The 26290-nt window shown below is 53.2% G+C and carries 25 protein-coding genes and 1 riboswitch; of the genes, 19 read left to right on the top strand and 6 right to left on the bottom strand.

Annotated elements, in window-relative coordinates:
- Positions 1-25 precede the first annotated feature (25 nt).
- The 3 genes from AMM48_RS12875 to AMM48_RS12885 all read left to right on the top strand — a co-directional run bounded on the left by AMM48_RS12875 (position 26) and on the right by AMM48_RS12885 (position 3168).
- Positions 26-631 (top strand): flavin reductase family protein, encoded by a 606-nt coding sequence (locus tag AMM48_RS12875; RefSeq protein WP_102784369.1) that lies wholly within the window; start codon positions 26-28, stop codon positions 629-631.
- 165 nt (positions 632-796) lie between these two features.
- Positions 797-2098, top strand: coding sequence for an esterase-like activity of phytase family protein (locus tag AMM48_RS12880; RefSeq protein WP_102784370.1), 1302 nt, complete (start codon positions 797-799; stop codon positions 2096-2098).
- Between the two features lie 98 nt (positions 2099-2196).
- Positions 2197-3168, top strand: coding sequence for an SAM-dependent methyltransferase (locus tag AMM48_RS12885; protein ID WP_244271222.1), 972 nt, complete (start codon positions 2197-2199; stop codon positions 3166-3168).
- A gap of 40 nt (positions 3169-3208) precedes the next feature.
- On the opposite strand, the gene AMM48_RS12890 is transcribed toward AMM48_RS12885, so the two are convergent.
- On the bottom strand, positions 3209-3619 hold the full coding sequence (locus AMM48_RS12890) for a GFA family protein (RefSeq protein WP_102784511.1): 411 nt from the start codon (positions 3617-3619) through the stop codon (positions 3209-3211).
- Between the two features lie 237 nt (positions 3620-3856).
- Between AMM48_RS12890 and nadB the strand changes: the two genes are divergently transcribed.
- The 4 genes from nadB (at position 3857) to AMM48_RS12910 (ending at position 8527) form a co-directional block, all read left to right on the top strand.
- A complete protein-coding gene (gene nadB / locus AMM48_RS12895) occupies positions 3857-5503 on the top strand; it encodes an L-aspartate oxidase (protein ID WP_102784371.1) in 1647 nt (548 codons plus the stop codon).
- A 35-nt stretch (positions 5504-5538) separates the two neighbouring features.
- Complete coding sequence (locus tag AMM48_RS12900; protein WP_102784372.1) at positions 5539-5997, top strand: MOSC domain-containing protein; 459 nt, start codon at positions 5539-5541, stop codon at positions 5995-5997.
- A gap of 235 nt (positions 5998-6232) precedes the next feature.
- Positions 6233-7315, top strand: coding sequence for a sensor domain-containing diguanylate cyclase (locus AMM48_RS12905; protein WP_102784373.1), 1083 nt, complete (start codon positions 6233-6235; stop codon positions 7313-7315).
- Positions 7316-7462: 147 nt separating this feature from the next.
- Positions 7463-8527 (top strand): sensor domain-containing diguanylate cyclase, encoded by a 1065-nt coding sequence (locus tag AMM48_RS12910; protein WP_102784374.1) that lies wholly within the window; start codon positions 7463-7465, stop codon positions 8525-8527.
- 1 nt (position 8528) lies between these two features.
- On the opposite strand, the gene AMM48_RS12915 is transcribed toward AMM48_RS12910, so the two are convergent.
- Positions 8529-9182 carry a DUF4269 domain-containing protein gene (locus AMM48_RS12915; protein ID WP_102784375.1) on the bottom strand — a complete coding sequence of 218 codons (654 nt, stop codon included), beginning with the start codon at positions 9180-9182 and terminating at the stop codon, positions 8529-8531.
- 138 nt (positions 9183-9320) lie between these two features.
- Between AMM48_RS12915 and AMM48_RS12920 the strand changes: the two genes are divergently transcribed.
- Positions 9321-10277, top strand: coding sequence for an AEC family transporter (locus tag AMM48_RS12920; RefSeq protein WP_102784376.1), 957 nt, complete (start codon positions 9321-9323; stop codon positions 10275-10277).
- Between the two features lie 64 nt (positions 10278-10341).
- Here the strand turns inward: AMM48_RS12920 and AMM48_RS12925 are convergent, their stop codons facing one another.
- Positions 10342-11451, bottom strand: coding sequence for a YHYH protein (locus AMM48_RS12925; protein WP_146030409.1), 1110 nt, complete (start codon positions 11449-11451; stop codon positions 10342-10344).
- A gap of 75 nt (positions 11452-11526) precedes the next feature.
- Positions 11527-13389: an ABC transporter ATP-binding protein/permease gene (locus tag AMM48_RS12930; RefSeq protein ID WP_102784378.1), complete on the bottom strand. Its 1863-nt coding sequence runs from the start codon at positions 13387-13389 to the stop codon at positions 11527-11529.
- Positions 13390-13412: 23 nt separating this feature from the next.
- Here AMM48_RS12930 and AMM48_RS12935 point away from each other — a divergent pair, with 23 nt between their 5' ends.
- The 5 genes from AMM48_RS12935 to rlmH all read left to right on the top strand — a co-directional run bounded on the left by AMM48_RS12935 (position 13413) and on the right by rlmH (position 16645).
- A complete protein-coding gene (locus AMM48_RS12935) occupies positions 13413-13691 on the top strand; it encodes a hypothetical protein (protein ID WP_102784379.1) in 279 nt (92 codons plus the stop codon).
- 18 nt (positions 13692-13709) lie between these two features.
- Positions 13710-14996, top strand: a complete 1287-nt coding sequence (locus tag AMM48_RS12940) for a glutamate-5-semialdehyde dehydrogenase (protein ID WP_102784380.1) — start codon at positions 13710-13712, stop codon at positions 14994-14996.
- Complete coding sequence (locus AMM48_RS12945; protein WP_102784381.1) at positions 14993-15601, top strand: nicotinate-nucleotide adenylyltransferase; 609 nt, start codon at positions 14993-14995, stop codon at positions 15599-15601. Before AMM48_RS12940 ends, AMM48_RS12945 begins: the two co-directional genes overlap by 4 nt.
- A 57-nt stretch (positions 15602-15658) precedes the next feature.
- The gene (gene rsfS / locus AMM48_RS12950; protein WP_022731620.1) at positions 15659-16048 is read left to right on the top strand and encodes a ribosome silencing factor; all 390 of its coding nucleotides are present in this window, start codon (positions 15659-15661) and stop codon (positions 16046-16048) included.
- A gap of 138 nt (positions 16049-16186) precedes the next feature.
- On the top strand, positions 16187-16645 hold the full coding sequence (gene rlmH, locus AMM48_RS12955) for a 23S rRNA (pseudouridine(1915)-N(3))-methyltransferase RlmH (protein ID WP_022731621.1): 459 nt from the start codon (positions 16187-16189) through the stop codon (positions 16643-16645).
- A 141-nt stretch (positions 16646-16786) separates the two neighbouring features.
- Here the strand turns inward: rlmH and AMM48_RS12960 are convergent, their stop codons facing one another.
- A complete protein-coding gene (locus AMM48_RS12960) occupies positions 16787-17320 on the bottom strand; it encodes a dihydrofolate reductase family protein (protein ID WP_101303353.1) in 534 nt (177 codons plus the stop codon).
- Positions 17321-17481: 161 nt separating this feature from the next.
- On the bottom strand, positions 17482-18924 hold the full coding sequence (locus AMM48_RS12965) for an L-serine ammonia-lyase (RefSeq protein WP_102784382.1): 1443 nt from the start codon (positions 18922-18924) through the stop codon (positions 17482-17484).
- A gap of 203 nt (positions 18925-19127) precedes the next feature.
- A riboswitch (glycine riboswitch) is annotated at positions 19128-19222 on the bottom strand.
- A 286-nt stretch (positions 19223-19508) separates the two neighbouring features.
- Between AMM48_RS12965 and gpmI the strand changes: the two genes are divergently transcribed.
- From gpmI to AMM48_RS12995, 6 genes are all read left to right on the top strand, one after another.
- A complete protein-coding gene (gpmI, locus tag AMM48_RS12970; protein WP_102784512.1) occupies positions 19509-21101 on the top strand; it encodes a 2,3-bisphosphoglycerate-independent phosphoglycerate mutase in 1593 nt (530 codons plus the stop codon).
- Positions 21102-21114: 13 nt separating this feature from the next.
- Positions 21115-22452, top strand: a complete 1338-nt coding sequence (locus AMM48_RS12975; protein WP_244271223.1) for a peptidoglycan DD-metalloendopeptidase family protein — start codon at positions 21115-21117, stop codon at positions 22450-22452.
- 38 nt (positions 22453-22490) lie between these two features.
- Positions 22491-23750, top strand: coding sequence for a S41 family peptidase (locus AMM48_RS12980; protein ID WP_244271233.1), 1260 nt, complete (start codon positions 22491-22493; stop codon positions 23748-23750).
- A gap of 34 nt (positions 23751-23784) precedes the next feature.
- Entirely contained in the window at positions 23785-25359 is a 1575-nt protein-coding gene (locus AMM48_RS12985) for a divergent polysaccharide deacetylase family protein (RefSeq protein ID WP_244271224.1), read from the top strand.
- An 88-nt stretch (positions 25360-25447) separates the two neighbouring features.
- Positions 25448-25969, top strand: coding sequence for an RNA pyrophosphohydrolase (locus AMM48_RS12990; protein ID WP_102784513.1), 522 nt, complete (start codon positions 25448-25450; stop codon positions 25967-25969).
- A gap of 84 nt (positions 25970-26053) precedes the next feature.
- Entirely contained in the window at positions 26054-26245 is a 192-nt protein-coding gene (locus tag AMM48_RS12995) for a hypothetical protein (RefSeq protein ID WP_022731629.1), read from the top strand.
- Positions 26246-26290 lie beyond the last annotated feature (45 nt).

Consider the following 26290-nt stretch of genomic DNA (forward strand, 5'->3'; position numbering starts at 1 on the left):
CCATTACCCTCTGAACGGACGTCTCATGTTCTACGAACCTGGAAAAACCGCCCACAATCTTCCCCACGATCCTTTTAAGGCCTGCGTAGCACCACGACCGATTGGCTGGATTTCAACGGTGGATAAAGCCGGGAGACCAAACCTTGCACCCTATTCATTTTTCAATGCGGTGCATGGCAATCCGCCAATGGTGATGTTTTCGTCGGGGGGATCGGTCGATAGCCTGCGCAACGCACGCGATACCGGCGAATTTGTCGCTGCCGTCGCACCAAAATCCATGCTGCGCGAGATCAATTTCTGTTCGGCACCATTACCGCCGGGAGAAGACGAGTTTGAATATGCCGGGCTTGAAAAACTGCCCGCAACATGCGTCAAACCCCATCTGATCAAGGGTGTTCCGATCCACATGGAATGCGAAGTATTTCAGATCGTCGAATTGCCCAGTGCCAACCCGGAAAAGCCCTGCGCGATGGTGATTGGCACCGTGGTTGGTTTGCATATTGATGATGCGATCATTCGCGATGGCATGGTTGATATTACCCTGTTCGAACCGCTCGCCCGGCTGGGGTATCAGGAATACGCCAGCATCTCGGAAACCTTTACCGTCAAACGCGAAGATTTTTGGAAGTAACCACTGTTACTTGATCGCCGGTTTGTTTCATGAAAGCGACGCGCAAGCGCAAACAAACTGTCACAGAAAATCTCTAATGTGAAAAGCAACACAGTTCGCTCGAACATCAACCGGGCTTGAGCTGGGCTTTTTTACGTTTCTGATGATTTTTCTGGGGGCACTTTTATGAAACATACATTTGCGGCTGGCGTTGCCGGCATCGCAGCACTGCTTCTTGCCGGAACGGCAATGGCGGGCGAAGCCAAGATTTTCGAAACCAAAAGCGCAATCAACAACCTGTCGACGGTTATGGTTGATGGCGGCAAGGCACGTGATCTGACAGTCGGTCTGGGATCGGGTGCGTATCGTCGCCCAAGCGATCCGTCCAACATGTTCTATGCCGTGTCTGACCGCGGCCCGAACTTTGTTTGCGGTGATGTTGAAACCGTTCTTGGTGTTTCAGAAGACGCCGTTTGCCACGGCAACAAGGTCCGTGTCTATCCGACCCCGGATTATTCGCCGTCGATCTACACCATTTTCCTGGGTGACAATGGTACCTTTGACATCAAGGATGTCATCACCATCAAGGATCAAAACGGTGTTCCGCTGACCGGCCTGACCAACAAGCTGACCGTTGCCAAAACCGAAAAGCCGGTTGATGCAAACGGTAACGCGCTTGAACAGTCGGTATCGTCGATTGATGCCGAAGGCATCATTCGACTGACGGACGGCACATACTGGATTGGTGAAGAAAACGGCCCGTCGGTTCTTCATGTTGCCGCCGACGGCACGGTCATCGAACGCCTTGTTCCGGCTGGCTCGGAAAAAGACTTCGAAGGTGCTGCTTATAAAGTCAGCGGTGGTCTCCCGGCGATCCTTGTGAAACGCCAGACCAACCGCGGCATCGAATCGATGGCCGTATCACCAGACGAAACCAAGCTGTATTTCATGGTTCAAAACCCTCTGGCCAACCCGAATGCCGATGCGTACAAAGTAGCCAAGAACACCCGTCTGTTCGTCTATGACCGCGTATCTAAAAAGCTGAGCGGCGAATATATCTATCAGCTTGATGATCCGCAGACCTTCCGCAACGATCCGTCGAAGAAACAGAATGCGCCGCGCATCTCCGAAGTGCTCGCACTGGGCAATGATCGCCTTCTCGTTCTTGAACGCACCGATAAAACCACCAAACTTCACGAAATCAAACTCGACGGTGCAACCAACATTCTGGCAAGCCGCTGGGACGACATGTCGACCAGCCCGACACTTGAACAACTCAACGACCTTGGCAGCATCAAACTGACGGCTGTTACCAAGACGTTGCGGTTTGACAGTGCCGATTATCCGCAGGCCCCCAACAAGCTTGAAGGTCTGGCAATCATGGGTGATGGCGCACTTGCGATGATCAATGACAACGATTTTGGCATCAAGGGCGACCCGACCCAGGTTATCCTGATCGACGGTCTGGTTCAGGCGGATAAATACTGATTTTCAGCCTGTCTTTTACGGTACATCATTGCGGGAAAGCTGCCATGCGGCTTTCCCGCTTTTTTATTGCGTGAAATGGGCGTAAAAGCAGGCCCATGATGACAGAAAAACAGATATTCGATACGCCGGACGGCGTAGAATCCGTGATCGAGCCAATGGATGAAACGGGTTACCTTGCCCCTGTCGGGTTTGAGGAACAGTTGTTCAATGAACTTGGCGATGTCACCGAACGCCATGACCGTTTGATGTTCGCACCCGGTCCCGAACGGCGTGTGTTCTGGGCCCAGAATGTCTGGCGCAACCCGGTACGGATTGCGATTCCCTCGATCAAGGGTGCGGCCAAAATCCTGAAATTCAATCAGCGCAACTGGGCGATGTTCAAGTTTGACCATTTTTCCCGCGCCAAACTGATTGAGGCAAACTTGCCCCATGTGTCGGCCAAACGTCAGATCTTTGGCGAACCGGCCCCAACGGCACCGCTTGGCTCATGGACCCTGATTGATCCTGATACCATCATCGCGTCTGCTGATTGTTCCAGCCCTTGGAAAAACGGCGAGATCGAGTTTGAAGAAGACAAAGTAACACCGCCCAACCGGGCCTATTTGAAATTGTGGGAAGCCTTTACACGCCTTGGTGTGGGACCGCAGGCTGGTGATCGCACCATGGATCTGGGCGGAAGCCCCGGCGGTTGGACGTGGGTTTTGCATGAATTTGGCACCGATGTCATTTCCATCGACAAAGCCCGCCTTGATGCCAATATCGCCAAACTGCCGCGTGTTGATTTTCGTCAAGAAAGCGCCTTTGGCCTTAACCCGGAAGAAGTTGGCTATATCGACTGGCTGTGCTCGGATGTGATCTGTTACCCGGATCGCCTGTATCAATTGGTCAACCAGTGGATGGATGCCGCCATGGCAACCAACTTCATCTGCACCATCAAACTGCAAGGTGACACCGACTATTCCGCCATCACCCAGTTTGCAGATATCCCGGGATCAAAGGTTGTGCACCTTTATAACAACAAACACGAACTGACCTGGCTGAAAGTCCCCGGCGTGACCGATCAGGACTAGGGCCTGAACCCAATCATCATATCAAATTGCGGCGTTCAAATCAGGACGCCGCAATTTCCTTGATAGATGGATCAATCGGATAATAATCGCCTTTGTCCGCACAGAAAATCTGACCACCGGTTTTAAGGTCCTGACTGTCATCAAGGGTGCCGGGCATCAATGCCATATGATCGGATTTAACCGGGCGCCAGAAAATCCCTGAACCACATTCCTTGCAAAATCCCCGATCCGTCTTTGGCGATATCCGATACCACCGCAATCCGGCATCACGTACAAGCGTCAAAGCACTTTTATCAAAACCGGCATACGAACTGACATGGCCGTGTAATTTACGGCATAGTTGGCAATGACACATCACCGCATCTTCAAGCGGTGCCATCACGCTGTAACGCACCGCACCACAATGGCATCCACCGTCAAAAACGACGTTCGTGTCGGCTTTCTTAATCATGACAATGCCCCAAATCACAATTGATCCATGCGATTTAATTTATCGGGTGATCGGCATATCGCAAGGTGTTGACGTTGATCAAAACACCCGCAAATCAATTTCAGGCATGGATTTCAGACAAATATGTTTGAGATTGGCGAAAAGCAGTCCTATTCTGCGGCTTCTGATAAGGGCAGGATGAAGACGCCACCGCGCCATTCCCCGCCATCCAGTCCTGCCCAAATGTGATGGGATAACATGTCCGAAAACTCTTTCAATTATGACGTGCTCGTTATTGGCAGCGGTGCTGCTGGGCTGTCGACCGCCCTTAAGCTCGCCCCCCACGTAAAAGTTGCGGTTCTTTCCAAGGGAAAGATCGACGATGGTTCGACCAATTGGGCGCAAGGTGGCATTGCCGCAGTGCTTGATGCCGCTGACAGTATCGAAAACCACGTGCGCGACACGCTGATTGCCGGGGCTGACCTGTGCAAGCGTGAAACGGTCGAATATGTTGCGGCCAATGCACCGCGTGCCATTGCATGGCTTGATGAACTTGGCATTCAATTGACCCGCGATCCGGCAGGCGGGAATGATCAACCGTTTCATCTGACGCGTGAAGGTGGGCACAGCCACCGTCGCATTGTCCATGCTGCTGATGCCACCGGGCGGGCTGTTCAAACCACGCTTCAAGGCCAGGCCGCCAATCACCCCAACATCAAGGTTTTTGAAAACTTTCTGGCAATTGATCTTGTCACCGACCGAAAGTTTGGCGGCGAAGGCCGACGTTGTATCGGGGCGTACGCGCTTGATCTCGAAACCGGGCAAGTAAAATCATTTAATGCCCGCACCGTCGTGCTGGCAACTGGTGGTGCCAGCAAAGTCTATCGATTCACCTCCAACCCGGATGGCTCGACCGGCGATGGCATTGCCATGGCATGGCGTGCCGGGTGCCGGGTGATGAATATGGAATTCAGCCAGTTCCACCCCACATGCCTTTATCATCCACAAGCCAAGTCATTCCTGATTACCGAAGCCGTACGGGGCGAAGGCGGCAAACTGCTATTGCCCGATGGCACGCGTTTCATGGACCGCTTTGATGAGCGCGGCGAACTGGCCCCGCGTGACATTGTCGCGCGTGCCATTGACCATGAAATGAAACGTCTGGGAGCCGATTGCGTTTACCTTGATATCACCCACAAGGGGCCTGATTTCATTCGCGAACACTTCCCGACCATCCATGAAACCTGCCTGACCTATGGCATTGATATGACCAAGCAACCGATCCCGGTTGTGCCAGCAGCCCATTACACATGCGGCGGGGTTTTGACCGACCTTCGCGGGCGTACCGACCTTACCGGGCTTTACGCGATAGGGGAATGTGCCGGTACTGGTTTGCACGGTGCAAACAGATTGGCATCCAATTCGCTTTTGGAATGTCTGGTGTTTGGCGAAGCCGCCTCAAAAGACATTATCGAGGCCCTGCCGGTCGAAGATCATTTCAAACCAATCCCCGAGTGGGACGAAACCGGCATTACCGACTCAGACGAAGAAGTCATTGTTGCCCATAACTGGGAACAGTTGCGCAACGTGATGTGGGACTTTGTCGGCATTGTCCGCACCACCAAACGGGTTCAGCGCGCCCAGCACAGGGTTGATTTGTTGCTGTCGGAAATTGACGAATATTATGGCAATTTCCGCGTCACCAATGACTTGCTCGAACTGCGCAACCTGTCGGTTGTTGCCAAACTCATCATTCAGTCGGCCCTGTGGCGCCGCGAAAGCCGCGGCCTGCATTACACCACCGATTATCCCGAACTTGATGAAAGCGGATCACCGCGCCAGACAATTCTGGTACCGGAAAACTTCGCCGGCCGCTGGGTCATTTCCGGTCAGTGGAAAACCTGATCCATTGGTAGCATAATCAAACAGGAACAAGAAGCATGACCGGACAAGCCAAACTTATCGGGATCGCGCGTAAGGCGAAATCGCGCGCCCCGATGGAGACGCTCGAACAAATCACATGTTCGACGGCATTGGGCGTGGATGGCGATTATCGGGGAAAATTGCGTAAACGTCAGGTTACCATCCTGTCGAACGAAGACTGGCAAACAGCCTGCGCGGTTATTGATCGAACAGATCTTCCCTGGACGACCCGGCGCGCAAACCTTCTGGTCAGCGGCATCCCCCTTCCGCGTGACATCGGAGCCAAAATTTCAATTGGCTCAGTCGTGTTTGAAATCACCGGGGAGACCGACCCGTGTCGCCGGATGGAAGACGCCGCAAAAGGCCTTGAAGAAGCCCTTCGTCCAGATTGGCGCGGCGGTGTGACATGCCGTGTCATCAAAGACGGCACCATTCAATGTGGCGACACCGTGCACATCACATCGATGGTCGATTGACACCTTCGGTAGATTATACTTAGGGTCTACCTTTAAATACGGGCTAATCGAACCAACCTGATTAAGGGATATCAATTGCCTGGGTTGGGATGGGTCATTACGCCATGAGCCCATAACGCTTCGCGGTGCAAGCTGGTTTCGAGTTGCTTTAACGCACAACCGACTTGCTGATGAAACGTGTTGAGACTGTCCCGTATTTTCTAAATCTCGGCTGAGAAAGCTAGGAGATCGATTTGTGAAACCAGCGCCCGTTCCTTCTGACGAAGTTGATCGTCAAAAATCACTCGAAGCAATGGGATTGCTCTCAACGCCGCGCGATCCGGAACTTGATCGCATTACGCGGCTGGCCGAACGTTTGTTCGGATCCGATATCGTTGCGATATCGTTACTCGACAATGATCGGCAATTCTTTAAGTCGCGCGTAAATCTTTCTGTTTCAGAAACAGGTCGCGACATTTCATTTTGTGGCCATGCGGTGATGCATGATGCACCACTTGTTGTCTCCAACGCGCTTGATGATGATCGGTTTCACGACAACCCACTTGTGACAGGGGGCCCAGAAATCCGATCATACCTTGGCGTTCCGATTTCCAATCAGCAAGGATACAAGCTTGGCACGCTTTGCATCATTGATAGCAAAAAACGCGATTTTACAAAGGACGAAATCGCAACGCTTCAGGACCTTGCCCATTGGGTCGAAACCGTAATTGCGCTGCGCTATAGCGAACGCAGCCAGAAACAACTTCTCGAAGACCTCAATACCGCACAACGTGACGTTCTGATTGATACGCTGACAGGTATATGGAACCGGCGCGGGCTTGAAGAACTGCTGGGGCGCGAGATTTCATCGGCACAAATCAAAAGCGCGCCGGTTGGCATCTTCATGCTTGATATTGATCATTTCAAACGGGTCAATGACACCTATGGTCATTTGATCGGCGACAAGGTGATACAGTCGATCTCTGAAATCATGGCATCCAGCATGCGCGACCAGGACATCATCGGGCGGTTTGGCGGTGAAGAATTCGTCTGTATTCTGCCCGGGTTGCGCCTGGAACGGATGATGTATCTTGGCTACAAGCTTTGCGAAACATTCCGTGAGCAATGCAAAGTCACCAACAAAGACGGCGAGCTGGTGTCGGTGACGGTAAGTGTCGGTGCGACATGGTTATCGCCGCACGCGACGACGAAATACAGTTCCGATCAGGTATTACAAACGGCCGACGATGCCCTGTACGAAGCAAAAGAAGGGGGTCGTGATACGGTGCGTTACATCCCGCTTGATGAACATGGCAGCCTTGAAACGCTCGAAGAATAATAAACCGACCACGTTTAGACAGGTTGCAGCAGGCATCTGAAGTCTGGGTCAAACCACGTCTTAATCAAAAAATGCTGACTTGATCCTGTTTCCAAAATCCCTAAAACTTGACCGTCAAAAGGGCTTTGGGGCATCGGGGGATGAAGAGTGAAATCCGCACAGCGGCCAGATAACGAATATGCCCGTCAGAAATCCCTTGAAAGCATGGGTATTCTGACCAGCAAAGCCGACCCGGAACTGGACCGCATCACACGTGTTGCACAGCGTATCTTCGGCTCGGAAGTCGTTGCGATTTCACTTCTCGACAATGATCGACAGTTTTTCAAATCCAACATCAATCAACCGACAACCGAAACCCCGCGTGACATTTCATTTTGCGGCCATGTGATTAATGACGATGTCCCGTTTGTCGTCGAAGATGCAACAAGCGATCAGCGTTTCACCGATAATCCATTGGTCACTGGCGTTCCGCATGTTCGGGCCTATGCCGGTGTGCCTTTAACCAATCCAGATGGCTTTAAAATCGGCGCCCTGTGTATTGTGGACAGCGTCGCGCGCACATTCTCTGCGGAAGACATTCAAATTCTTGAAGACTTGGGGCATTGGGCCGAAACAACCATCGCCATACGCTATGGTGCGCGCAGTCCACAACAGGTCCTTGATGATCTCGAACCGGCCAAACACCGGATGCTGATTGATCCATTGACCGGCATCTGGAACAAAACCGGTATTGTTGAATTTCTTCATCGTGAGCTGATCAATGCCAGACTGCAAAACACACCGCTTGCAATATACCGGTTTGAAATTGATCAATTTGATAAGCTGGAACAGAACTACGGCGATGAAACAGCCGAGCATATCATTCAGGCTATTTCTGCGGCCATCACATCAAGCCTGCGTGACCGCGATGTCGTCGGGCATATTGATGGTTCCGATTTTGCCTGTCTGATGCCAACAGTCCGTGAAGAACAGACAAGCTTTCTTGGCTTCAAACTCTGTGACACCGTCCGCGAACAGTGCCGGTTCTATGATGCTGACGGCAACCCCACCCGCATTACCATCAGTGTTGGCGCAACATGGGCACCACCGGTGGCAAAGCAACATTTCACGGCAAATCAAATTCTTGGCGTTGCCCAAGAAGCCCTTGGATCAGCAAAATCACAAGGTATTGAAAACGTTGTCTATAAAGCGCTCAGTATTCCCGCCACATAGGTTAGACATCCTGTCTGCCAGCCGCGGACAGCCACTTGCGGTTAACAAACGCTGCCATTTCAGCCATCGACATGTTTGCAAGTTCCGCCACCCCAATATAGGGATCACCCGAAAGCCTTAACAACTGCGCAAACGCCGGTTCGGTTTTCACATTCTGGCGCTTAAGTGCCCGAACACGCTTTGCGAAATCGGGTCCAAGCAGGGAAAGAATTCTGGCCTCTGCCAGCATATGGATAAATCCGTATTGGGCTGTACTCGGGCAATCGGTTGCAAAAATCTCAACTTCAAACCCGTTACAATCACTCCCGGCGCACTCAAATCGTACAACACTAGCCACCCCGACATTGTTTGTCGGCGCGCGCTGGTGACGACGATAGTGTGGGTAACTCGAAAATGTGCTGTCGACACAGTCATTGAACCGCGACAGATCGACCGCATGGCACAGGATATCTATATCGGACTGTTCCGTGTTGATCGCGATTGGCAAGGTTCCCGCGATCACCGGATCAAATTCCGCCAAAAGGCCAAGAATATCCGCGTGCTGCAACGCCAAAGCTGCGTTTGCGCCAACCTCAGATGCCTGTTGCAGTTTTTCCAACCCGTGAAAGGCCGCCGCACATAAGGGATCAGGCCAATCCATCACCGTTTGGTTCATGATCAAATCCGTTCTGTTTCTTGACCCTGCGTTACGCAAAGGTGATACCTAACGCAACACTTCCTTCCAATCCCTTGGTTGCAATACGCTTTTCCGCGCGGTTTTCTTGCCACCCCACGTATCGGATCCATCTGTAAGATGCTTGACATCCTTGCCATCACCACACCGATTTTCCTGATTATCGCGGTTGGCTATTTTGCCGTTTATCGCAACATCGTTCCACAGACCATTGTCCGGGGCATGGGGGCATTTGTCATGAACTTTGCCCTGCCATGCCTTTTAATCCGGGCCATGGCGCAACGCGATATTTCCGAGATCATCGAACCAATTTATCTGATGGCTTATGGCGGCGGATCGCTCATCGTGTTCGCATTCGGATATTTTTACGCCCTTAAAATTGCGAAGAAAAAGCAACCAAACGCAACACTTCAGGGCACGGGAATGTCGTTTTGCAACAGCGGATTTGTCGGGTATCCCATTGCTTTGCAGCTATTGGGACCAGCCGCCGAGGTGGGTTTGGCCCTATGTGTGATGATCGAAACCCTTGTGATGATGCCAATGGCACTTGTTCTGGGCGACAGTGGCCAGAACGAGGATCAAAGCAAAGGGCGCGTTTTGGGCAAGGCGTTCCTTAATCTTGGCAAAAGCCCGATCATTATCGGCATTGTCGTTGGTCTGTGTATTTCGCTTTCAGGATGGGTCATTCCGCGCCCGATTTTTACAGCCGTCGATATGCTGGCGTCGGCATCCGGGCCAGTCGCCTTGTTTGTCATCGGCGGCGGTCTGGTGGGACTTAAACTTAAAGGTCTGCGCGCCGATCTTGCCCGCATCGTCAGCGGAAAACTAATTTTGCATCCGCTGGCAGTTTTCACACTGGTTTGGCTGCTTCCTGATATTGATCCGATCATGCAAATCGCCTGCGTTTCTTTTGCCTGCTCCCCGATGCTCAGCATTTTTCCAATACTGGGGCAACGCTATGGCCATGAAGGATTATGTGCCGCATCTCTAATGGTTGCAACCTCACTGTCCTTCATTACCATCAGCACCGCATTGTGGCTGCTTGACCTGACACAGGCTTTCGGACCACTGCCCTGAAGACCGGCGGATCAGAACGCCTTTTCTCTTTGGCGTTCTGATTGCGATATCGGTCAAACTCGTCTTAGCGCGGCGGCTTGCCAAGTGGGGGGCGTTGGCCGGGGAAACCCTCTCGACCCGGTTTGGGGCGTCCGCCGGGACCACCCGGGGGACCGCCATTTGGCCCCCCAGCTTTGCCACCAGCCGGCATGCCGCCCGGTCCCTTGTCAAAACTGGGATCTGAAATGCCGGCCAACATGCGTGGAATAAACGGGAAAGACTCAGTTACGAAATAGGCATATGTGCCGTTTGGATATTCCGGGGTGATCGTTTCGCGGCCGTTGGCTTCATCCAAATCACCAAGGCCCGGAACAAATTCAAAATCCTCGCCATACGTGCCGTCATATTTTCCACCCGGACCACCTGGGCGGGTACCGCTTTTGACCTGCCATGAACTGCGCAATGGTGTGATCGGCGAATTCGGATCATTGGGGTTTTCATAGCCAAACATTGCATAAATCGGAAAACCATCGGCGGCAAAACCGATGCGAATGGAATGCTGATCTGGTGACCAGCTTTTGATCAATCCCTTGGGTACACCGTGATAATGATACGTGCCGTTTGGCTGCACATGGGCATTGTTCTGATCAAGCCCCAAATCCAATGTCGGTGAAATCGCCTCGTAGCGCCAACCCGATTGGCGGTCACGTTGCCAGAACTCCGCCGTAAACGGATCAAAGGGCACACCATTTACCGCGACACCAAATAAATTGCGCGGGTTGGGCATGAACCGGCCACTGCGTTCAGGATTAATCGGCAATCGAAATTCGAACGACTGAGCCTTGATTGAATTCGGGTTGCTTCTATTGGGGAAACTTCCCATGGAATGGTCCGGGATCGCATTGGATGTGATGTAACGATACCGACTGTCTTCGCGAATGTTGACTTCGTTGCTGAGCGCCCATGCCTGATGCATGGGATTTAAGACCATCCCCCCCAACGGCAACATACCCATCCCAACCAGAACATTCCGACGCATGCGGTCAACGTCATCACGATTGTCACCGGCATATTGCCCCTCATCCATCGGTTCATGGATATGGGAATGTGCGTCATGGCGATGCGCATGATGATGACCATCATGGTCTTGATGTGCTTGTAATGCGTGAAGCTGACGACGTGTTATTTTAGACAACAGACTTTCCCCCAAAGAATGTGACGTCACCCATTATTTGGGGATGACGTCACAAGGGTCCAGTCCAAATTTCGCCTACCCGGGAATTTCACCGGCATGGGCAAGGAGTTCCTCGGCCTCGCGGAGCTCCTGTTGCTGTGCCCACATCTCGGCATAAAGCCCCTCTTGGCTCAAAAGGTCCTGATGACGACCGCGCTCGGCCACCTGTCCATCGCGAAGAACGATGATCTCATCAGCATCAATCACGGTTGAAAGACGGTGCGCAATGATCAAGGTTGTGTGCCCGCGTGACACGTCGCGCAACGCCTGCTGGATATCCTTTTCGGTCCGGGTATCAAGGGCGGAGGTGGCTTCGTCAAAAATCATGATTTTCGGGCGTTTAAGCAACATACGCGCAATCGACACACGCTGTTTTTCACCCCCCGACAGTTTAAGACCACGCTCGCCGACTTTGGTTTTGAACCCTTCGGGCAGGCCTTCGATAAAGCCGTCGATGCTGGCAAGTTTGGTGACATCTTCGATTTCGGACTGCGCAGCCCCCGGACGCCCGTAGGAGATATTATAGGCAATCGTGTCGTTAAACAGAACGGTGTCCTGCGGCACGATCCCGATTTCCCGACGGAGCGAGTTTTGCGTCACATCGCGGATATCCTGCCCGTCGATGGTGATCCGTCCTGCCGACACGTCATAGAACCGGAACATCAGCCGCGTCAGCGTCGATTTACCTGCCCCACTTGGCCCGACAACCGCAACCGTCTTGCCCGCTGGCACCTCAAAACTGACACCCTTTAGGATCTCGCGGTCCGGGTTATAGGAAAACTTTACATCCTCAAACCGGATGGCCGCATCGCTGCATGCCAGCTCAGCCGATCCTGCCTTGTCTTCAACTTCCTTGTCGACGTCGAGCAACGAAAACATCCGTTCCATATCGGTAAGAGACTGTTTGATCTGACGATAGACAAACCCAAGGAAGTTGAGCGGCATATAAAGCTGCAACAGGTAGGTATTGACCAGCACAAAGTCACCAACCGTCATGTTGCCGTCCTGAACGCCCTTGGCCGCCAAAAGCATATTCAGAACCAACCCAACGGCAATGATCGCACCCTGCCCGATGTTGAGTTTTGACAACGATACCTGAGACAAAACAGCAGCCGTTTCATACCCACGCAGGGCCGCATCATAGCGCTTTGCTTCGTGGGGTTCGTTGTTGAAATATTTGACCGTCTCGTAATTGATCAGGCTGTCGATGGCCTTGGTGTTGGCTTCGTCATCACGCTGGTTCATTTCGCGGCGGAACTTCATCCGCCATTCGGTGACGATCAGGGTAAAGGCAATATAAATCACGATGGTGACAAACGTGATCAGCGCAAACCAGAAATCATACAGCGCCCACAGAATTGCCGAGACCATGAAAATCTCAAGCAGGGTAGGCAAAATATTGAACAGCATGAAGGACAACAGGAACTCAATCCCCTTGACCCCGCGTTCAATCGCCCGCGACAACCCGCCCATCTGACGGTCCAGATGGAACCGCAACGAAAGCCCGTGAAGATGTTCAAATACACCAAGGGCAGATGTGCGAATGGCACGTTGTGCCACCTTGGCAAAAACCGCATCACGCAATTCGCCAAAGGCCGACACCAGAATGCGCACCATCCCGTACCCGACAATCAGGGCAACGGGGACAACTATCAATGATGTGGTATCTGTGCCACTAGACGCGGCCTGGCCAGTTTTCTGTCCTGCCCCGCCCAACGCATCAACGGCATATTTGTACAGTACCGGCATATAGACATTGGCAACTTTTGCCCCGACAAGAAACAACAGGGCAATGACGACACGTGCGCGAAGCTCAAACTCGCCGCGTGGCCACAAATACGGCAAAAAGTTCTTAACAACGCCAAGCTCTGCGCGCGCAGTTGACTGGCCGGAACCCATATTTTTCAAAATCTTATCCCCAAATGGTCACCGGCGGCATTGCGGTATGCTCTGACGGTGTGCCTTTTCATTCTGTCATCAACAAATGGAACGGCACACCCGGTTTGGCAAGCTTAAGTCGACTTGACCCCGTCGGAGCAAACCGCACTGTCCTAAAGAGAATCGTCGCAGGCTCGATCACGGATAAGTATTTTGATCCCAAGATCATTGCGGATAAACGGTTTGCGGTCTATTTTGTCAATTTGTTGATAAAATCACAAAAAGAACGATCCATCATGCGGATCGAAGACGCACACGCTTAAAGGAACGGAAACAGGACCATGACGGCTCTTGCCAGTATCAAAAACCAGGATATCGCAGCAATGATGCGCGATATGGGCATCAATGCACGCAAAGCAGCGCTGGAACTTGCACAGGTCCCGTCAGAACCAAAAATCTCTGCCCTGAAAGCGGCGGCTGCCAAGCTGCGCGAGAATGCAGATGCGATCCTTGCCGCCAATGCCAAGGATATGGAAGCCGGTCGTGTCAAGGGACTAACCGACGCCCTTCTCGATCGTTTGGCCCTTGATCCGGCCCGGATCGAAGGCATGGCAGCAGGTATCGAGGCCGTTGCAGAACTGCCCGACCCGGTCGGTCGTGAACTGGCACGTTGGAGTCCCGAACATAACGGGCTTGATATTGCGCGCGTTTCGGTACCGCTTGGCGTCATCGGGATCATTTATGAAAGCCGCCCGAACGTCACCGCAGATGCCAGTGCGATGTGCATCAAATCTGGCAATGCTGCGATCTTGCGCGGTGGGTCGGAAAGTTTTCATTCGTCACGCGCAATTTTTGACTGCATGGCTAAAGGCATTGCCAAAGCAGGCCTACCCGACAATGCCATCCAGATGATCCCGACGACAGATCGTGCCGCTGTGGGCGAGATGCTGAAACTGTCCGATTATATTGATGTGATTGTACCGCGCGGGGGGAAATCCCTGATTGCGCGCATCACCGATGAAAGCCGCATTCCGCTGTTTAAGCACCTCGAAGGGCTGTGCCATACCTATGTCCATGCCAGCGCCAATCCGCAAAAGGCTGTCGACATTGTCGTCAATGCCAAGATGCGCCGTGTCGGTGTGTGTGGCTCAACCGAAACCATCCTGATCGACAGCTCTGTTGCCGGTCGCCTTCTGCCGCGCATTGCCGAAGCCCTTGTCGCTAAGGGGTGCGAGTTGCGCGGCGATGACATCGCGCAATCAATTGACGGCCATATCAAACCGGCTACGGACGAGGATTGGGTGACCGAATATCTTGATGCAATTGTTTCGATCAAAGTCGTCAACGGCGTTACGGATGCAGTTAATCATATCAATACGTACGGCTCTCACCACACTGATGCGATCATTGCCGAAAATGCAGCCGCCGCCACGACGTTCATGAACGGAGTTGATTCGGGGATTGTGATCGTCAATGCATCAACCCAGTTCGCCGATGGTGGTGAATTTGGTATGGGGGCGGAAATTGGCATTTCTACGGGCAAGCTGCATGCGCGCGGACCGGTCGGAGTCGAACAGCTGACAAGTTATAAATACATCGTTCGCGGCACAGGCCAAACGCGCCCATGATTGCTGCTGCACCAAGATCACATTTGGCCCCACCACGGGTCGGTTTGCTAGGCGGGTCGTTTAATCCCGCCCACGAAGGCCACCTGCATATCTCGCTTGAGGCATTAAAACGCCTGCAACTTGATGCGGTATGGTGGCTTGTGTCACCGCAGAACCCGCTGAAGTCGCGCGATGGCATGGCTGACCTCGCGGATCGCTTTGATTCTGCACTAATGATGGCAAAGCATCCCCGCATTGTGGTTTCTGCAATTGAAACCGAGCTCGGAACCCGCTATACGGCGGACACTCTTGCAGCCTTGCAACGTCGCTTTACCCAAACACGATTTGTTTGGCTGATGGGAGCAGACAATCTGGCCCAGTTCCATAAATGGAAATGGTGGGACAGGTTGATTTTGCATGCTCCCATTGCGGTTATCGACCGTGAAGGGTATTCTAACAAGGCATTGTCCGGGACCGCTGCGCGCCGTATGGAACGTTGGCGCATCCCGATGGACAAGGCGGGTTTGCTGGCCGATCTAAATGTTCCGGCCTGGGTATACCTGCCAATCAAGCGCCATCCGGCATCTTCGACCGCAATTCGCGCCGAAGGCAGATGGCAGGTGTAAGCAACGCGGTGAATTTTGCTGTCGGCGACATGCCGGGGCATCCCGCGGAAAATTAAGGTGGCGACCATAGGTACCGCAAAAACAACTCTGAACCCGAGCGAAATGCTTTCGCTGATCCAGAGTACTCTCGCAGAAGACAAGGCAGAAGACATTGTCACCATCGAACTGACCGACAAGACGTCGATTGCAGATCATATGATCATTGCAACCGGTTCATCGTCACGTCGTGTCGCTTCCATGGCAGAACATATTGTCGAAGCCATCAAAGCCGCTGGACAAGGCCGCGCTGCCGCCGAAGGCAAAGAACAGGGTGACTGGGTGCTGGTTGATACCGGCGACGTCATTGTTCATCTGTTCCGCTCGGAAGTACGTGCGTTCTACAACATCGAAGAGATGTGGGGCGTTGAAAATCCGGCACTCAAACAGCAGGCCGCGCGACTGTACTAACAGTCAGCACCCTTTGTTTGGGCATGTCGCTGGCCTGCGTGCAATCAGGCGGTTGCACGCAGTATCGGCTTCATACTGCGCGATGTTGTCAAGACGACACTCAAGATAACGGCCCGGTCAAAGGTCTGGATCAAACGTATGCAAATTACTCTTGCTGCTGTGGGCCGCATGAAATCTGGCCCGGAAAAAGACCTGTTTGACCATTATGCCGCGCGCCTTCGCTGGCCATTCGTTGTCCGCGAAGTCGAAGAAAAGAAAAAACTCCCCCCCAATCAGCTTAAAGACCGCGAAGCAGAACTTCTGCTGGGCGTCATCCCTGACAACGCGTTCGTTGTCGCCCTTGATGAACGCGGCAAGGAATACGGATCGATCGAGTTTTCCCAAAAACTTGAAGGCTGGATTGACCAATATGCCGGCAATATCGCATTCGTGATTGGCGGAGCAGACGGGCACGGGCCCGCCTTGAAATCGCGCGCCAATACGCTTTGGTCACTGGGTAAGGCCACGTGGCCTCATATGCTGGTGCGAGCCCTTATTGCCGAACAGCTTTTCCGCGCCCACGCCATCCAGACCAACCATCCCTACCACCGCGAATAACCCACCCCGGCGGATTAAACTTCGCTCATTACACTCGCGAAAAGAAAACTGCGGCGGGTGATGAAACAGGCACGCCTGAGCAAAGATCATAAAACAGGAATCGCACCAGAACGGTTTGGCTCCGGCGCGATTTTCCGTTTTTTAATGCAATCCGTATTGGGAACGGACAACCCCTGAATTATAGCGCTCGGTGGCCAGCAATTTCGGCTTAATCCCACCCGCATCTTGCCCGAACAACGAAATCCCCTGTCCGAGAACTTCGGGAACCGTAAAGATATCAAGCTGGTCGGCAAAACCACCAAACAGGAACTGTGTCACCACCGATCCCCCACCAACGATCCAGATGTCACCATCATCAGCCCGGTTGCTCCGCAGTTGATCAACCAGTTCGATGATGCTGCCACCATAGGCCTCTGTATTGGCCGGGCGGTCTTTTGGCAACTCACGGGATGTCAAAACGATGGTGCGACAGTCCTCATACGGCCAGTCGCCAAATTGCATGACCTGATCAAAGGTCTTCCGGCCAATAATCAAGGTCCCGACGGTGTCCAGAAAGCTATCAAAATCGAATTCCGCCGGATCATATTGATCCAGCCAGTCGACCGCACCATTGGCACGCGCGATAAAGCCATCCAGACTGACCGCAATGTAAATGCGGAACAGCTTTTTGCTCATGTGTTTATATCCAACCTTTGGTGGGGTCTTTGCCCCTTTTCCCTCAATCAACCATAACAGATTGCCAACCAACGATGGCAATAAAGAGGCCAGACACATCAATGCCTCCGAACATCACATCCGAAGGCATTGATTTCACACCCTATTCTTCCGAACAGCTTTTAGCACTCAACAACGTTCACATTAACCGCAAGACCACCCTGGCTGGTTTCCTTGTACTTACTTTGCATGTCGAGTCCCGTTTGGCGCATGGTTTCGATCACCTTATCAAGTGACACTGTGTGCTGCCCATCACCACGCAGCGCCAGCCGGGCTGCATTGATCGCCTTAACCGCCCCCATGGTATTGCGTTCGATGCAGGGCACCTGCACAAGCCCGCCAATCGGATCGCAGGTCAGACCAAGATTATGCTCCATACCAATTTCGGCGGCATTCTCAACTTGTTCTGGCGTTCCGCCCATGACCGCACACAAAGCCCCGGCAGCCATTGAACAGGCAACCCCGACCTCCCCCTGACAGCCAACCTCGGCAGCCGAAATCGATGCACGCTTTTTATAGATCGATCCAATCGCCGCTGCCGTCAGAAGAAACTCACGAATTTTAATCTGGCTGGCATTGGCCCCGAACCGTTCGTAATAGCGCAGCACTGCTGGAATAACCCCGGCCGCCCCGTTGGTCGGTGCGGTCACAACCCGCCCACCCGCAGCATTTTCTTCGTTCACCGCGAGCGCATAAAGATTAACCCAGTCGATCACGGTCAGCGGATCTCGAAGGCCCGCTTCAGGTTTGTCGGTTAACTCATGATAAAGCTTGCTGGCCCGGCGTTTGACTTTTAGTCCGCCAGGCAAGATACCATCGGTTTTGCAGCCCCGATCAATGCAGGCCATCATCGCGCCGTGCACCCGATCAAGAAATTCGATGGTTTCCTCAGCCACCCGCCAGCTTTGCTCGTTGGCCATCATGATGTCGGAAATCGACTGTCCTTCACGCTTACAGATCTCCATCAGCTCATCGGCTGATGAAAATGGGAATGGCAGGGTAATGTTATCGCCGGAATATTCCGCCCCACGATCATCGCCAGACACAATAAACCCACCACCGACCGAAAAATATTCCTGTGCGTGGATTTTAACCCCATCACCGTCAAAGGCGGTAATGCGCATGCCGTTGGGATGCTGCGGCAGAGTTTCGGTAAAATGAAAAACCAGATTGGTATCGCGGTTAAACGCCACCGCATGCTGCCCATACAGTGAAAGCTGCTTATTGGCGTCAATCGCGGCAATGGTTGGGGGGATTTGGTCGGGATCGATGCTGCGCGGCCGTTGCCCGCAAAGCCCCATAATCACCGCCGTATCGGTCGCATGTCCCTTGCCGGTCAGGGCAAGCGAGCCATACAAATCGACAATCACACTGCCTGTATTGGCCAAAAGATTGCGCGCTTCAAGCTCAAGACAAAACCGGTATCCCGCACGCATCGGGCCAACCGTATGCGAACTCGATGGTCCGATCCCGATGGTATAAAGATCGACAACAGACAGGTTTACATCATGTGATGATCTGTCTTGCGATCCCGAAGAGGGATCGGTGGCGGGAACATTGGTCATAAAGGGCCTCCTTCACGGCTCTTGAACGCGCGAAAAGTCGCGCCGTTTGCGAACCGGTGTCTCGCCCCCTCTGTCCCTTGACCTGAGATTGTACCCCTGTTTGCAAAAACAATGTTTCTGCCAACCGGATTTCATCCTTCGGTGGAATCCGAACATCGCCCTGATATGTTAGATGCGACTTTCTTTTTCTCTCTCCAGAGCCTCAATCCGCGACGGTCCATCTGCCTGAGAGTTTTTTGGGGCGATTGCTCCTTCGGCGCCGACCACGGCAATGGTCGAACTCTCCCGTCACGGTACGAGATGCCATAAATGTCACCTCTGAGGATCACCGTTGTCGGCAAGAGTATCCGTGCACTGCTCGCCTGTCAAAAAGCAGCTTTGCACCTGCAAAAAATTCACCTGTCGGGTAGCTGCTATCACGGGGGTTTCATGCTAAATTACCGGTATCGAACATTTTCCTGATGTGATTGACGGCTGTCCCACCCAGTGCGCACAACAGGATTTCTGGCGAACAGTCCTGTAAGTCACCATATTTACAGGAAATTCAGCCTTTATCTGTATTTGTATTCTTATCTGTGGGGTTTATGAACGTGACTGAGTTGAATTCCGTAAAGCGCCCGCGTCCTGTGGTGCTGTGCATTCTGGACGGCTGGGGATATCGTGAAGAAACCAAGGACAACGCTGTTGCCTTGGCCAACACGCCTGTCTGGGATGAACTTTATGCCACCTATCCGACCGGTTTTTTAAAGGCCTGTGGTCTGGATGTTGGCCTGCCCGAGGGTCAGATGGGCAATTCGGAAGTCGGTCACATGAACCTTGGGGCTGGTCGTGTTGTCATGCAGGAACTGCCCAAAATTGACGAAGCTGTCAAAACCGGTTCCATTGCCAACACCGATGCGGTCAAAAAAATCATCGCCACACTGACCGACAGCAAAGGCGTTTGCCACATCGCCGGTCTCCTGTCGGACGGTGGGGTTCATTCCCATCAAGTCCATATGGCAGCCTTGGCAAAGATTATTGCGCGGGCTGGGATTCCAGTCAAAATCCATGCGTACCTTGATGGGCGCGATACCGCGCCTAAAAGTGCCGCCAAATTCCTTGAGAAATTCCGCGCCCTTATTGGAGATGCCAAAGTTGAAATTGCCACAGTGACCGGTCGCTATTACGCGATGGACCGTGACAATCGCTGGGAACGTGTCAGTCAGGCCTATTTTGCAATGGTGCAGGGCAAAAATTACGCAGATGGCCGCACCGCGCAAAGTGCCGAAGCTGCGATTAAGGCCGCCTATGACGCCGACACCACCGATGAGTTTGTTCTGCCAACCGTGATTGGTGATTTTGACGGAATCAAGGATGGCGATGGTCTGTTGATGACCAATTTCCGTGCGGACCGCGCGCGTGAAATTCTGGCCGCCCTCTGTGCCCCGGAATTTGACGGGTTTGATCGTGGCACGCCGGTCAACTTCGCCGTTGCCGTGGGTATGGTCGAATATTCATCAGCCCATGCGGCCTATATGGATGCGATATACCCACCACAGGTTCTGCCAAATATCTTTGGCGAAGTGGTTTCCAAGGCAGGGCTCAAACAGCTCCGCATTGCGGAAACCGAAAAATATCCGCATGTGTCGTTCTTCTTTAACGGCGGCGAAGAACAGGTATTTGAGGGCGAAGACCGTATTCTGGTGGCATCGCCCAAGGTCGCAACCTATGACCTACAACCTGAAATGTCTGCCCCGGAAGTTACCGAAAAACTGGTTGCCGCAATCAAGGCGGAAACCTATGACGCGATCATCCTGAATTTCGCCAATCCCGATATGGTTGGCCATAGCGGCATTCTGAGTGCTGCGATGAAAGCTGCCGAAGCGGTCGACACCTGCCTTGGGCAAGTAATTGACGCGATCAAATCGGTTGGCGGGGTTGCGTTTGTGACCGCCGACCACGGCAATTGCGAAGTCATGGTCAATCCGGAAACCGGCGAACCACACACCGCCCATACGCTTAATCTGGTCCCGACCATTCTTGTTAACGGTCCAGAAGGGGTAACGCTTGAAAATGGGCGTCTTGCCGATGTCGCACCGACATTGCTGCAATTGCTTGGTGTTGCCCAGCCAGATGAGATGACCGGCACCCCCTTGCTTAAGGGGCTGAAAGGACATGATGCGCTTCTTGCGAGCTAACACAGCTTCAAAGATGTCCCTGCCTGCGCTGGCTGCTTTTGCAGTTCTGGTCGCAGGCGGGGCAGCGCCTTCTTTTGCCCAATCGCTGCAAAAGGTTGATCGTAAACTCGATCAGCTTGAGAATCAGCTTTCCGAACAGCAAAAACAGGAAGAATTCCTGTCGCGTAAATCGCGTGAGTTGTGGACCGAAGAACAAGCCCTGCAATCCGAGGCCATTTCGGTTGCACGCCGTACCCAACGGCTTGAAACGACCCTGACCGACCTTGAAGATCAGCTCGAAACGCTTGAGGCACGTGAAAAACGCGCCAATACCAGCCTCGAAGACAAGGCCGGGCAATATGCCCGCATTCTGATGGCGCTTCAGCGGCTTTCAACCACCCCGCCCGAGGCCGTGATTGCGCTGCCAACATCACCGCAAGATACCTTGCGGTCTGCGGTTCTGTTAAAGGCCGCCCTGCCCGGTGTTGAACAGCATGCGCGTGATTTGCGCAACGAACTGCATGACATCTCGACATTGCGCGCTGACATCCGCGACCGCCGCGAAGAAATGGCAACGGCAACTGCCGCCCTGCAACAAGAACGCGGATCCCTTGCCACGTTACTTGATGAAAAACGCCGTTTGCGGTCCGAAACAGAGGCAGAAGCCCGCGAAGCCGCCAAAGCCGTCAGCAAGCTTGCCGACGAAGCAAAGTCACTTGGTGACCTGTTGGCGACCTTGCGCACACGCGCCGAAGGGCTGCCGATACCGCGCATGCGCCCGGACGAGCCGATCAAACAACAGCCCGAACCACAATTAGCCAAGCGCACCGAACCCGATAGTGATACGCTGGGCACCTCGACGATTGCGAAAAATGAACCACCCAAACCACCCGCCGAAAAGGGCAATGCCCCCAGTGCGGAAAGTGCGGATGACGAAAAGTTTGCGGTTGGCAGTTCCATCACATTGGCGCGTGGCCATTTGCGCATGCCCGTCAGTGGCAAAGTCGTCACACTGTTTGGTGAAAAATCACGTGGGCCCGACGGTTTAACCGTCGCCCGGTCAAAGGGGATCGAGATCAGCACACGCGAAAATGCGCAGGTTGTCTCCCCTTTTGACGGTAAAGTTGTCTTTTCTGGTCCTTTCCGCGGTTACGGTCGCCTCTTGATTATCGAACACGGCGAAGGATACCATAGTCTTATCGCCGGTTTTGATCGGCTCGACAGTGTGGTAGGACAATATGTGTTGGCTGGCGAACCTGTTGGTATTATGGGTGAAACTGCGCCAAAACTGTATCTGGAGATGCGTCAGGACGGAGAAGCGATTAATCCGCTTCCGTGGCTGGCCTCGAAAAACGGCAAGGTAAGTGGATGAAAACCTCTCGATTGGCAGTACTCGCTCTCGCGACCGGCATGACTTTCGGCCTTGCGTCGCCAAGTTTGGCGCAGTCTTCAAGCTCCTCGGCCGAGACCTATCGCCTGTTGAACCTGTTTGGCGATGTTTTTGAACAGGTCAAAACAAAATATGTCGAAAAAGTCGATGATAAGCAGCTTATAGAAGCTGCCATCAACGGCATGCTGACATCGCTTGATCCGCATTCCTCTTATCTGAACATGGATAATTTCGAGGAAATGCAGGTCGACACGCGCGGCGAGTTCGGCGGACTTGGCATCGAAGTCACGATGGAAGAAGGCTTTGTCAAAGTCATCTCGCCAATCTATGACACGCCTGCTGAGAAGGCCGGTCTTCAGCCGGGCGATTTCATCACCCATATTGATGGCACCGCCATCCGTGGCAAAACACTGAACGATGCCGTCGAAATGATGCGTGGCAAGGTCAATACCGACATCATTCTGACCATCATCCGCAAGGGTGAACAGGCCCCGTTCGATGTCACGCTGACCCGGGCGGTGATCAAAATCCAATCGGTCCGCGCCGAAGTCAAAGAAGACATTGGCTATATCCGGATCACCAAATTCAACGAACAAACCTTTAGCGGACTGCAGCGCGCCATTGGCGACATGCGCGATCAGATCGGCCCGGAAATCAAAGGTCTGGTGATTGACATGCGCAACAATCCGGGCGGTTTGCTTGATCAGGCAATTTCGGTTTCCGATGCGTTTCTTGATAAGGGTGAAATCGTCTCTACCCGTCCGCGCGACACGGAAAACACCGAACGCTATAACGCCCGTACTGGCGATCTGGCCGAGGGCCTGCCGATGGTTGTTCTGATTAATGACGGGTCTGCTTCGGCATCTGAAATTGTTGCCGGTGCGCTTCAGGATCATCGCCGTGCCGTGATCATGGGTACACGCAGCTTTGGCAAGGGATCGGTGCAAACCATCCTACCGATGCCAGGCAACGTCGCCCTTCGTCTGACGACAGCGCGCTACTACACCCCGTCTGGAAAATCCATTCAGGAAGTCGGCATCGTACCTGACATCATCGTCCCGCAAGCCCGCGTCGAAAGCCTTGAAAGCGATGTACGTCGCTCCGAAGCATCGCTCAGTGGCGCATTGCGTAATGAAGATGAAGGCACGTCAGATGCGGAAAAGGATGCAAATTCCCGGCGCGATGATGCCGAACAGCTTTCGATTGATGATTATCAGCTGTCGCGTGCGCTGGATATGATTAGGGGCATTTCCCTGTTTGGTCCGCGCCCGCAAGGTTAAGGACCAGAACGGCATCGTGAGAGACTGACAAGTCGTGTTCAGGAAAATCCTAAATTCTTTGCCGTTCGGTAAGAAAAAGAACGGCGATTTCGACGAGGACATGGCCGATGATATGGCTGATGACCTCGACGATGGGATGAACGACGCCATGTCGGATGCGGATAACGCCGCATCCGACGGCGTTGACGAAGACGACCTTCTGTTCAGCGAATTGCCGATTGAAGTTCAGGTCAAGAAAATGCCGAAGCGCCCGAAATCGCGGCGCAGCTGGCTGTCTAAACTTCTGATCATCACGCTTTTCATTTTCCCGTTTGGGGCAACAGCCGTTGCCATGATCCCGGTTCTTGATCCTGAAACCGGATGGCGCCTGTTCCATCTTGGTGGCCCCAAGGCCACCGTTGCAGTGCCCGGATCTGAGCGTGAACTTCAGGAAGAAATTTCGCGCGGCGTTCAGGATGTGCAGGATCGTGATCGCGCCGCCCAAGACGCAAATGCGCCGGACGGCACACCTGAAAACGGACAAACTTCAGACGATATCGCCAATCAGCTCGAGGGTGTGTCTGATCTGATCGGCGCCCCCAATCAAGACGGCACCGCAGGCGACAGTACGCAGCCAACCCCCGAAGAACTCGCGGCCCTGATCGCAGAAGAAGGCACAATTGACGATCCGATTGAACCTGATCCCTTGCGCCCCGCACCCGTACCTGGCCTTGACGAAGAAGGCAGCTTTGGGCGAATTCCACGGATTGGGGATGATGGGACAACCCCGTTTGACGCCTATAAACGTCCCTTTGAAACCGTCGAGAATCAGCCTTATGTCGCCATCATCCTCACCGGTGTGGGTTTGAATACAGCCCGCACAGAGGCTGCCATCAATGATCTGCCACTGAACATCTCTTTGGGGATTTCACCCTATGCCCGCGACATTGCCAAGGTCGCAATGGATGCGCGCGCCATGGGCCATGAAGTCTTCTTGCAAGTCCCGATGGAACCCAATGATTTTCCGCTTTCTGATCCGGGACCGCGTGCGCTTCTGACCTCCCTGTCCGAGGGCGAAAACCTTGTCCGGCTTGAATGGTTGCTGGCCCGGTTCCCGGGATACGCCGGACTTGTCAGCCATCAGGGATCAAAGTTTGGCAGCATGGATAGCGCCATCCGTCCGGTGCTTGAAATCATCACCCGGTCGGGTCTGATGTATGTCGAAGGATCCAACAGCGGCATCGCAAGCTATGGCGCGCAACTGGCCGCAAATGCCAGTTCGCCAAATGCCGTTGGTAACATCGTGATTGATGACGTTCCCAGCCGTCGCGAAATTGATGCTCGGTTAAACGAACTGGTTGAACTGGCCAAACGCAATGGTGCAGCCATCGGCTTTGCCCAATCCTATCCTGTCACCATTCAGCGGCTTAAAAACTGGGCATTCAGATTGCGTCGGCAAGGCGTTGTTCTCGCGCCTGTAAGTGCCCTTGCAAACCGTCAGGTCACCGCCCAGTCCGCCGACGAAGCAGAAGCCGCAAGGCGTCAGGCCGAACAACTGGAAAACGAAGCTGCCGCCGCGCAAGAAAATGGCGACGGATCTGCCGAGCCAACCAACACCATTGAAAACTAGCTGGAAAAAGTGCCAGTCTTGTCTGGTACTTCCGTAGTCAGGAGCCATCATGGCGCGTAAGACCAAAACCACCACCCCGGCAACCGACATGGATACCCCAATACCCAACACCCCAAAGGTTCAGGCCGAAGACCTGCCCTATCGACCCTGTGTCGGCATTGCCCTCTTTAATACCGACGGTCTGGTCTGGATGGGCAACCGACTTGGTTTTGAAGGGGCTTGGCAACTGCCCCAAGGCGGGATTGATGACGGCGAAACTGCCCTTGATGCCGCCATGCGCGAACTTAAAGAAGAAATCGGCACCGATAAGGCTGAAGTCGTTGCTGAAACACCTGACTGGTTGACCTACGATCTGCCGGACCATTTGATCGGCAAGGCGTTCAAGGGCGCCTATCGCGGCCAAAAACAAAAATGGTTCGCCATGCGCTTTACCGGCAAAGACAAACACATCAAGATTGATGTGCCCAATCCTGAATTTGATGCGTGGCGCTGGACGGACTTTGTCACTTTGCCCGACCTGATTGTACCGTTCAAACGACCGGTTTATTTGCAAATTGCTGAGTCATTTCGTGATGTACCGCAAAGAATTCGTGAAATGAAGGGTCTATAACCCCACCATCGCGGCTTGATTGCGACGTGTTTTTCACCCAATTTCATGACATACAAAATACCAGTGGTTTAGAGGAGTTCCAACATGGGTACGGATCGGGTTATCTTTGGTGTTCTGACCATCGTGGTCGGCATTTTCGGCCTGTTTTATGCGTCGGGTTCGCATGACGGTTATTCTTATTTTGTCGGCCTGGCCCTGTTTATTGGCGCTGTCTTGTTCATGTTCCACCTGATCAAAGGCCATTATGATCAGCTTGAAGAAGCCGACCACGCGTAATCAGCATACAAACCCTTGCAACTAACAGGTTTCAATCCGGGTCGA

Source organism: Thalassospira sp. GB04J01, from assembly GCF_000751115.1.
Classification (GTDB): Bacteria; Pseudomonadota; Alphaproteobacteria; order Rhodospirillales; family Thalassospiraceae; genus Thalassospira; species Thalassospira lucentensis.

Coding starts and splice junctions, on each gene's coding strand:
- AMM48_RS12915 (WP_102784375.1), bottom strand. CDS start 9,182: ATGAACCAAACGGTGATGGATTGGCCTGATCCCTTATGTGCGGCGGCC.
- AMM48_RS12935 (WP_102784379.1), top strand. CDS start 13,413: ATGGTCACCGGCGGCATTGCGGTATGCTCTGACGGTGTGCCTTTTCAT.
- AMM48_RS12885 (WP_244271222.1), top strand. CDS start 2,197: ATGACAGAAAAACAGATATTCGATACGCCGGACGGCGTAGAATCCGTG.
- rlmH (WP_022731621.1), top strand. CDS start 16,187: ATGCAAATTACTCTTGCTGCTGTGGGCCGCATGAAATCTGGCCCGGAA.
- AMM48_RS12930 (WP_102784378.1), bottom strand. CDS start 13,389: ATGGGTTCCGGCCAGTCAACTGCGCGCGCAGAGCTTGGCGTTGTTAAG.
- AMM48_RS12945 (WP_102784381.1), top strand. CDS start 14,993: ATGATTGCTGCTGCACCAAGATCACATTTGGCCCCACCACGGGTCGGT.
- AMM48_RS12980 (WP_244271233.1), top strand. CDS start 22,491: ATGACTTTCGGCCTTGCGTCGCCAAGTTTGGCGCAGTCTTCAAGCTCC.
- AMM48_RS12875 (WP_102784369.1), top strand. CDS start 26: ATGTTCTACGAACCTGGAAAAACCGCCCACAATCTTCCCCACGATCCT.
- AMM48_RS12995 (WP_022731629.1), top strand. CDS start 26,054: ATGGGTACGGATCGGGTTATCTTTGGTGTTCTGACCATCGTGGTCGGC.
- nadB (WP_102784371.1), top strand. CDS start 3,857: ATGTCCGAAAACTCTTTCAATTATGACGTGCTCGTTATTGGCAGCGGT.
- AMM48_RS12965 (WP_102784382.1), bottom strand. CDS start 18,924: ATGACCAATGTTCCCGCCACCGATCCCTCTTCGGGATCGCAAGACAGA.
- AMM48_RS12920 (WP_102784376.1), top strand. CDS start 9,321: ATGCTTGACATCCTTGCCATCACCACACCGATTTTCCTGATTATCGCG.
- AMM48_RS12960 (WP_101303353.1), bottom strand. CDS start 17,320: ATGAGCAAAAAGCTGTTCCGCATTTACATTGCGGTCAGTCTGGATGGC.
- AMM48_RS12990 (WP_102784513.1), top strand. CDS start 25,448: ATGGATACCCCAATACCCAACACCCCAAAGGTTCAGGCCGAAGACCTG.
- AMM48_RS12940 (WP_102784380.1), top strand. CDS start 13,710: ATGACGGCTCTTGCCAGTATCAAAAACCAGGATATCGCAGCAATGATG.
- AMM48_RS12900 (WP_102784372.1), top strand. CDS start 5,539: ATGACCGGACAAGCCAAACTTATCGGGATCGCGCGTAAGGCGAAATCG.
- AMM48_RS12890 (WP_102784511.1), bottom strand. CDS start 3,619: ATGATTAAGAAAGCCGACACGAACGTCGTTTTTGACGGTGGATGCCAT.
- AMM48_RS12880 (WP_102784370.1), top strand. CDS start 797: ATGAAACATACATTTGCGGCTGGCGTTGCCGGCATCGCAGCACTGCTT.
- gpmI (WP_102784512.1), top strand. CDS start 19,509: ATGAACGTGACTGAGTTGAATTCCGTAAAGCGCCCGCGTCCTGTGGTG.
- AMM48_RS12975 (WP_244271223.1), top strand. CDS start 21,115: ATGTCCCTGCCTGCGCTGGCTGCTTTTGCAGTTCTGGTCGCAGGCGGG.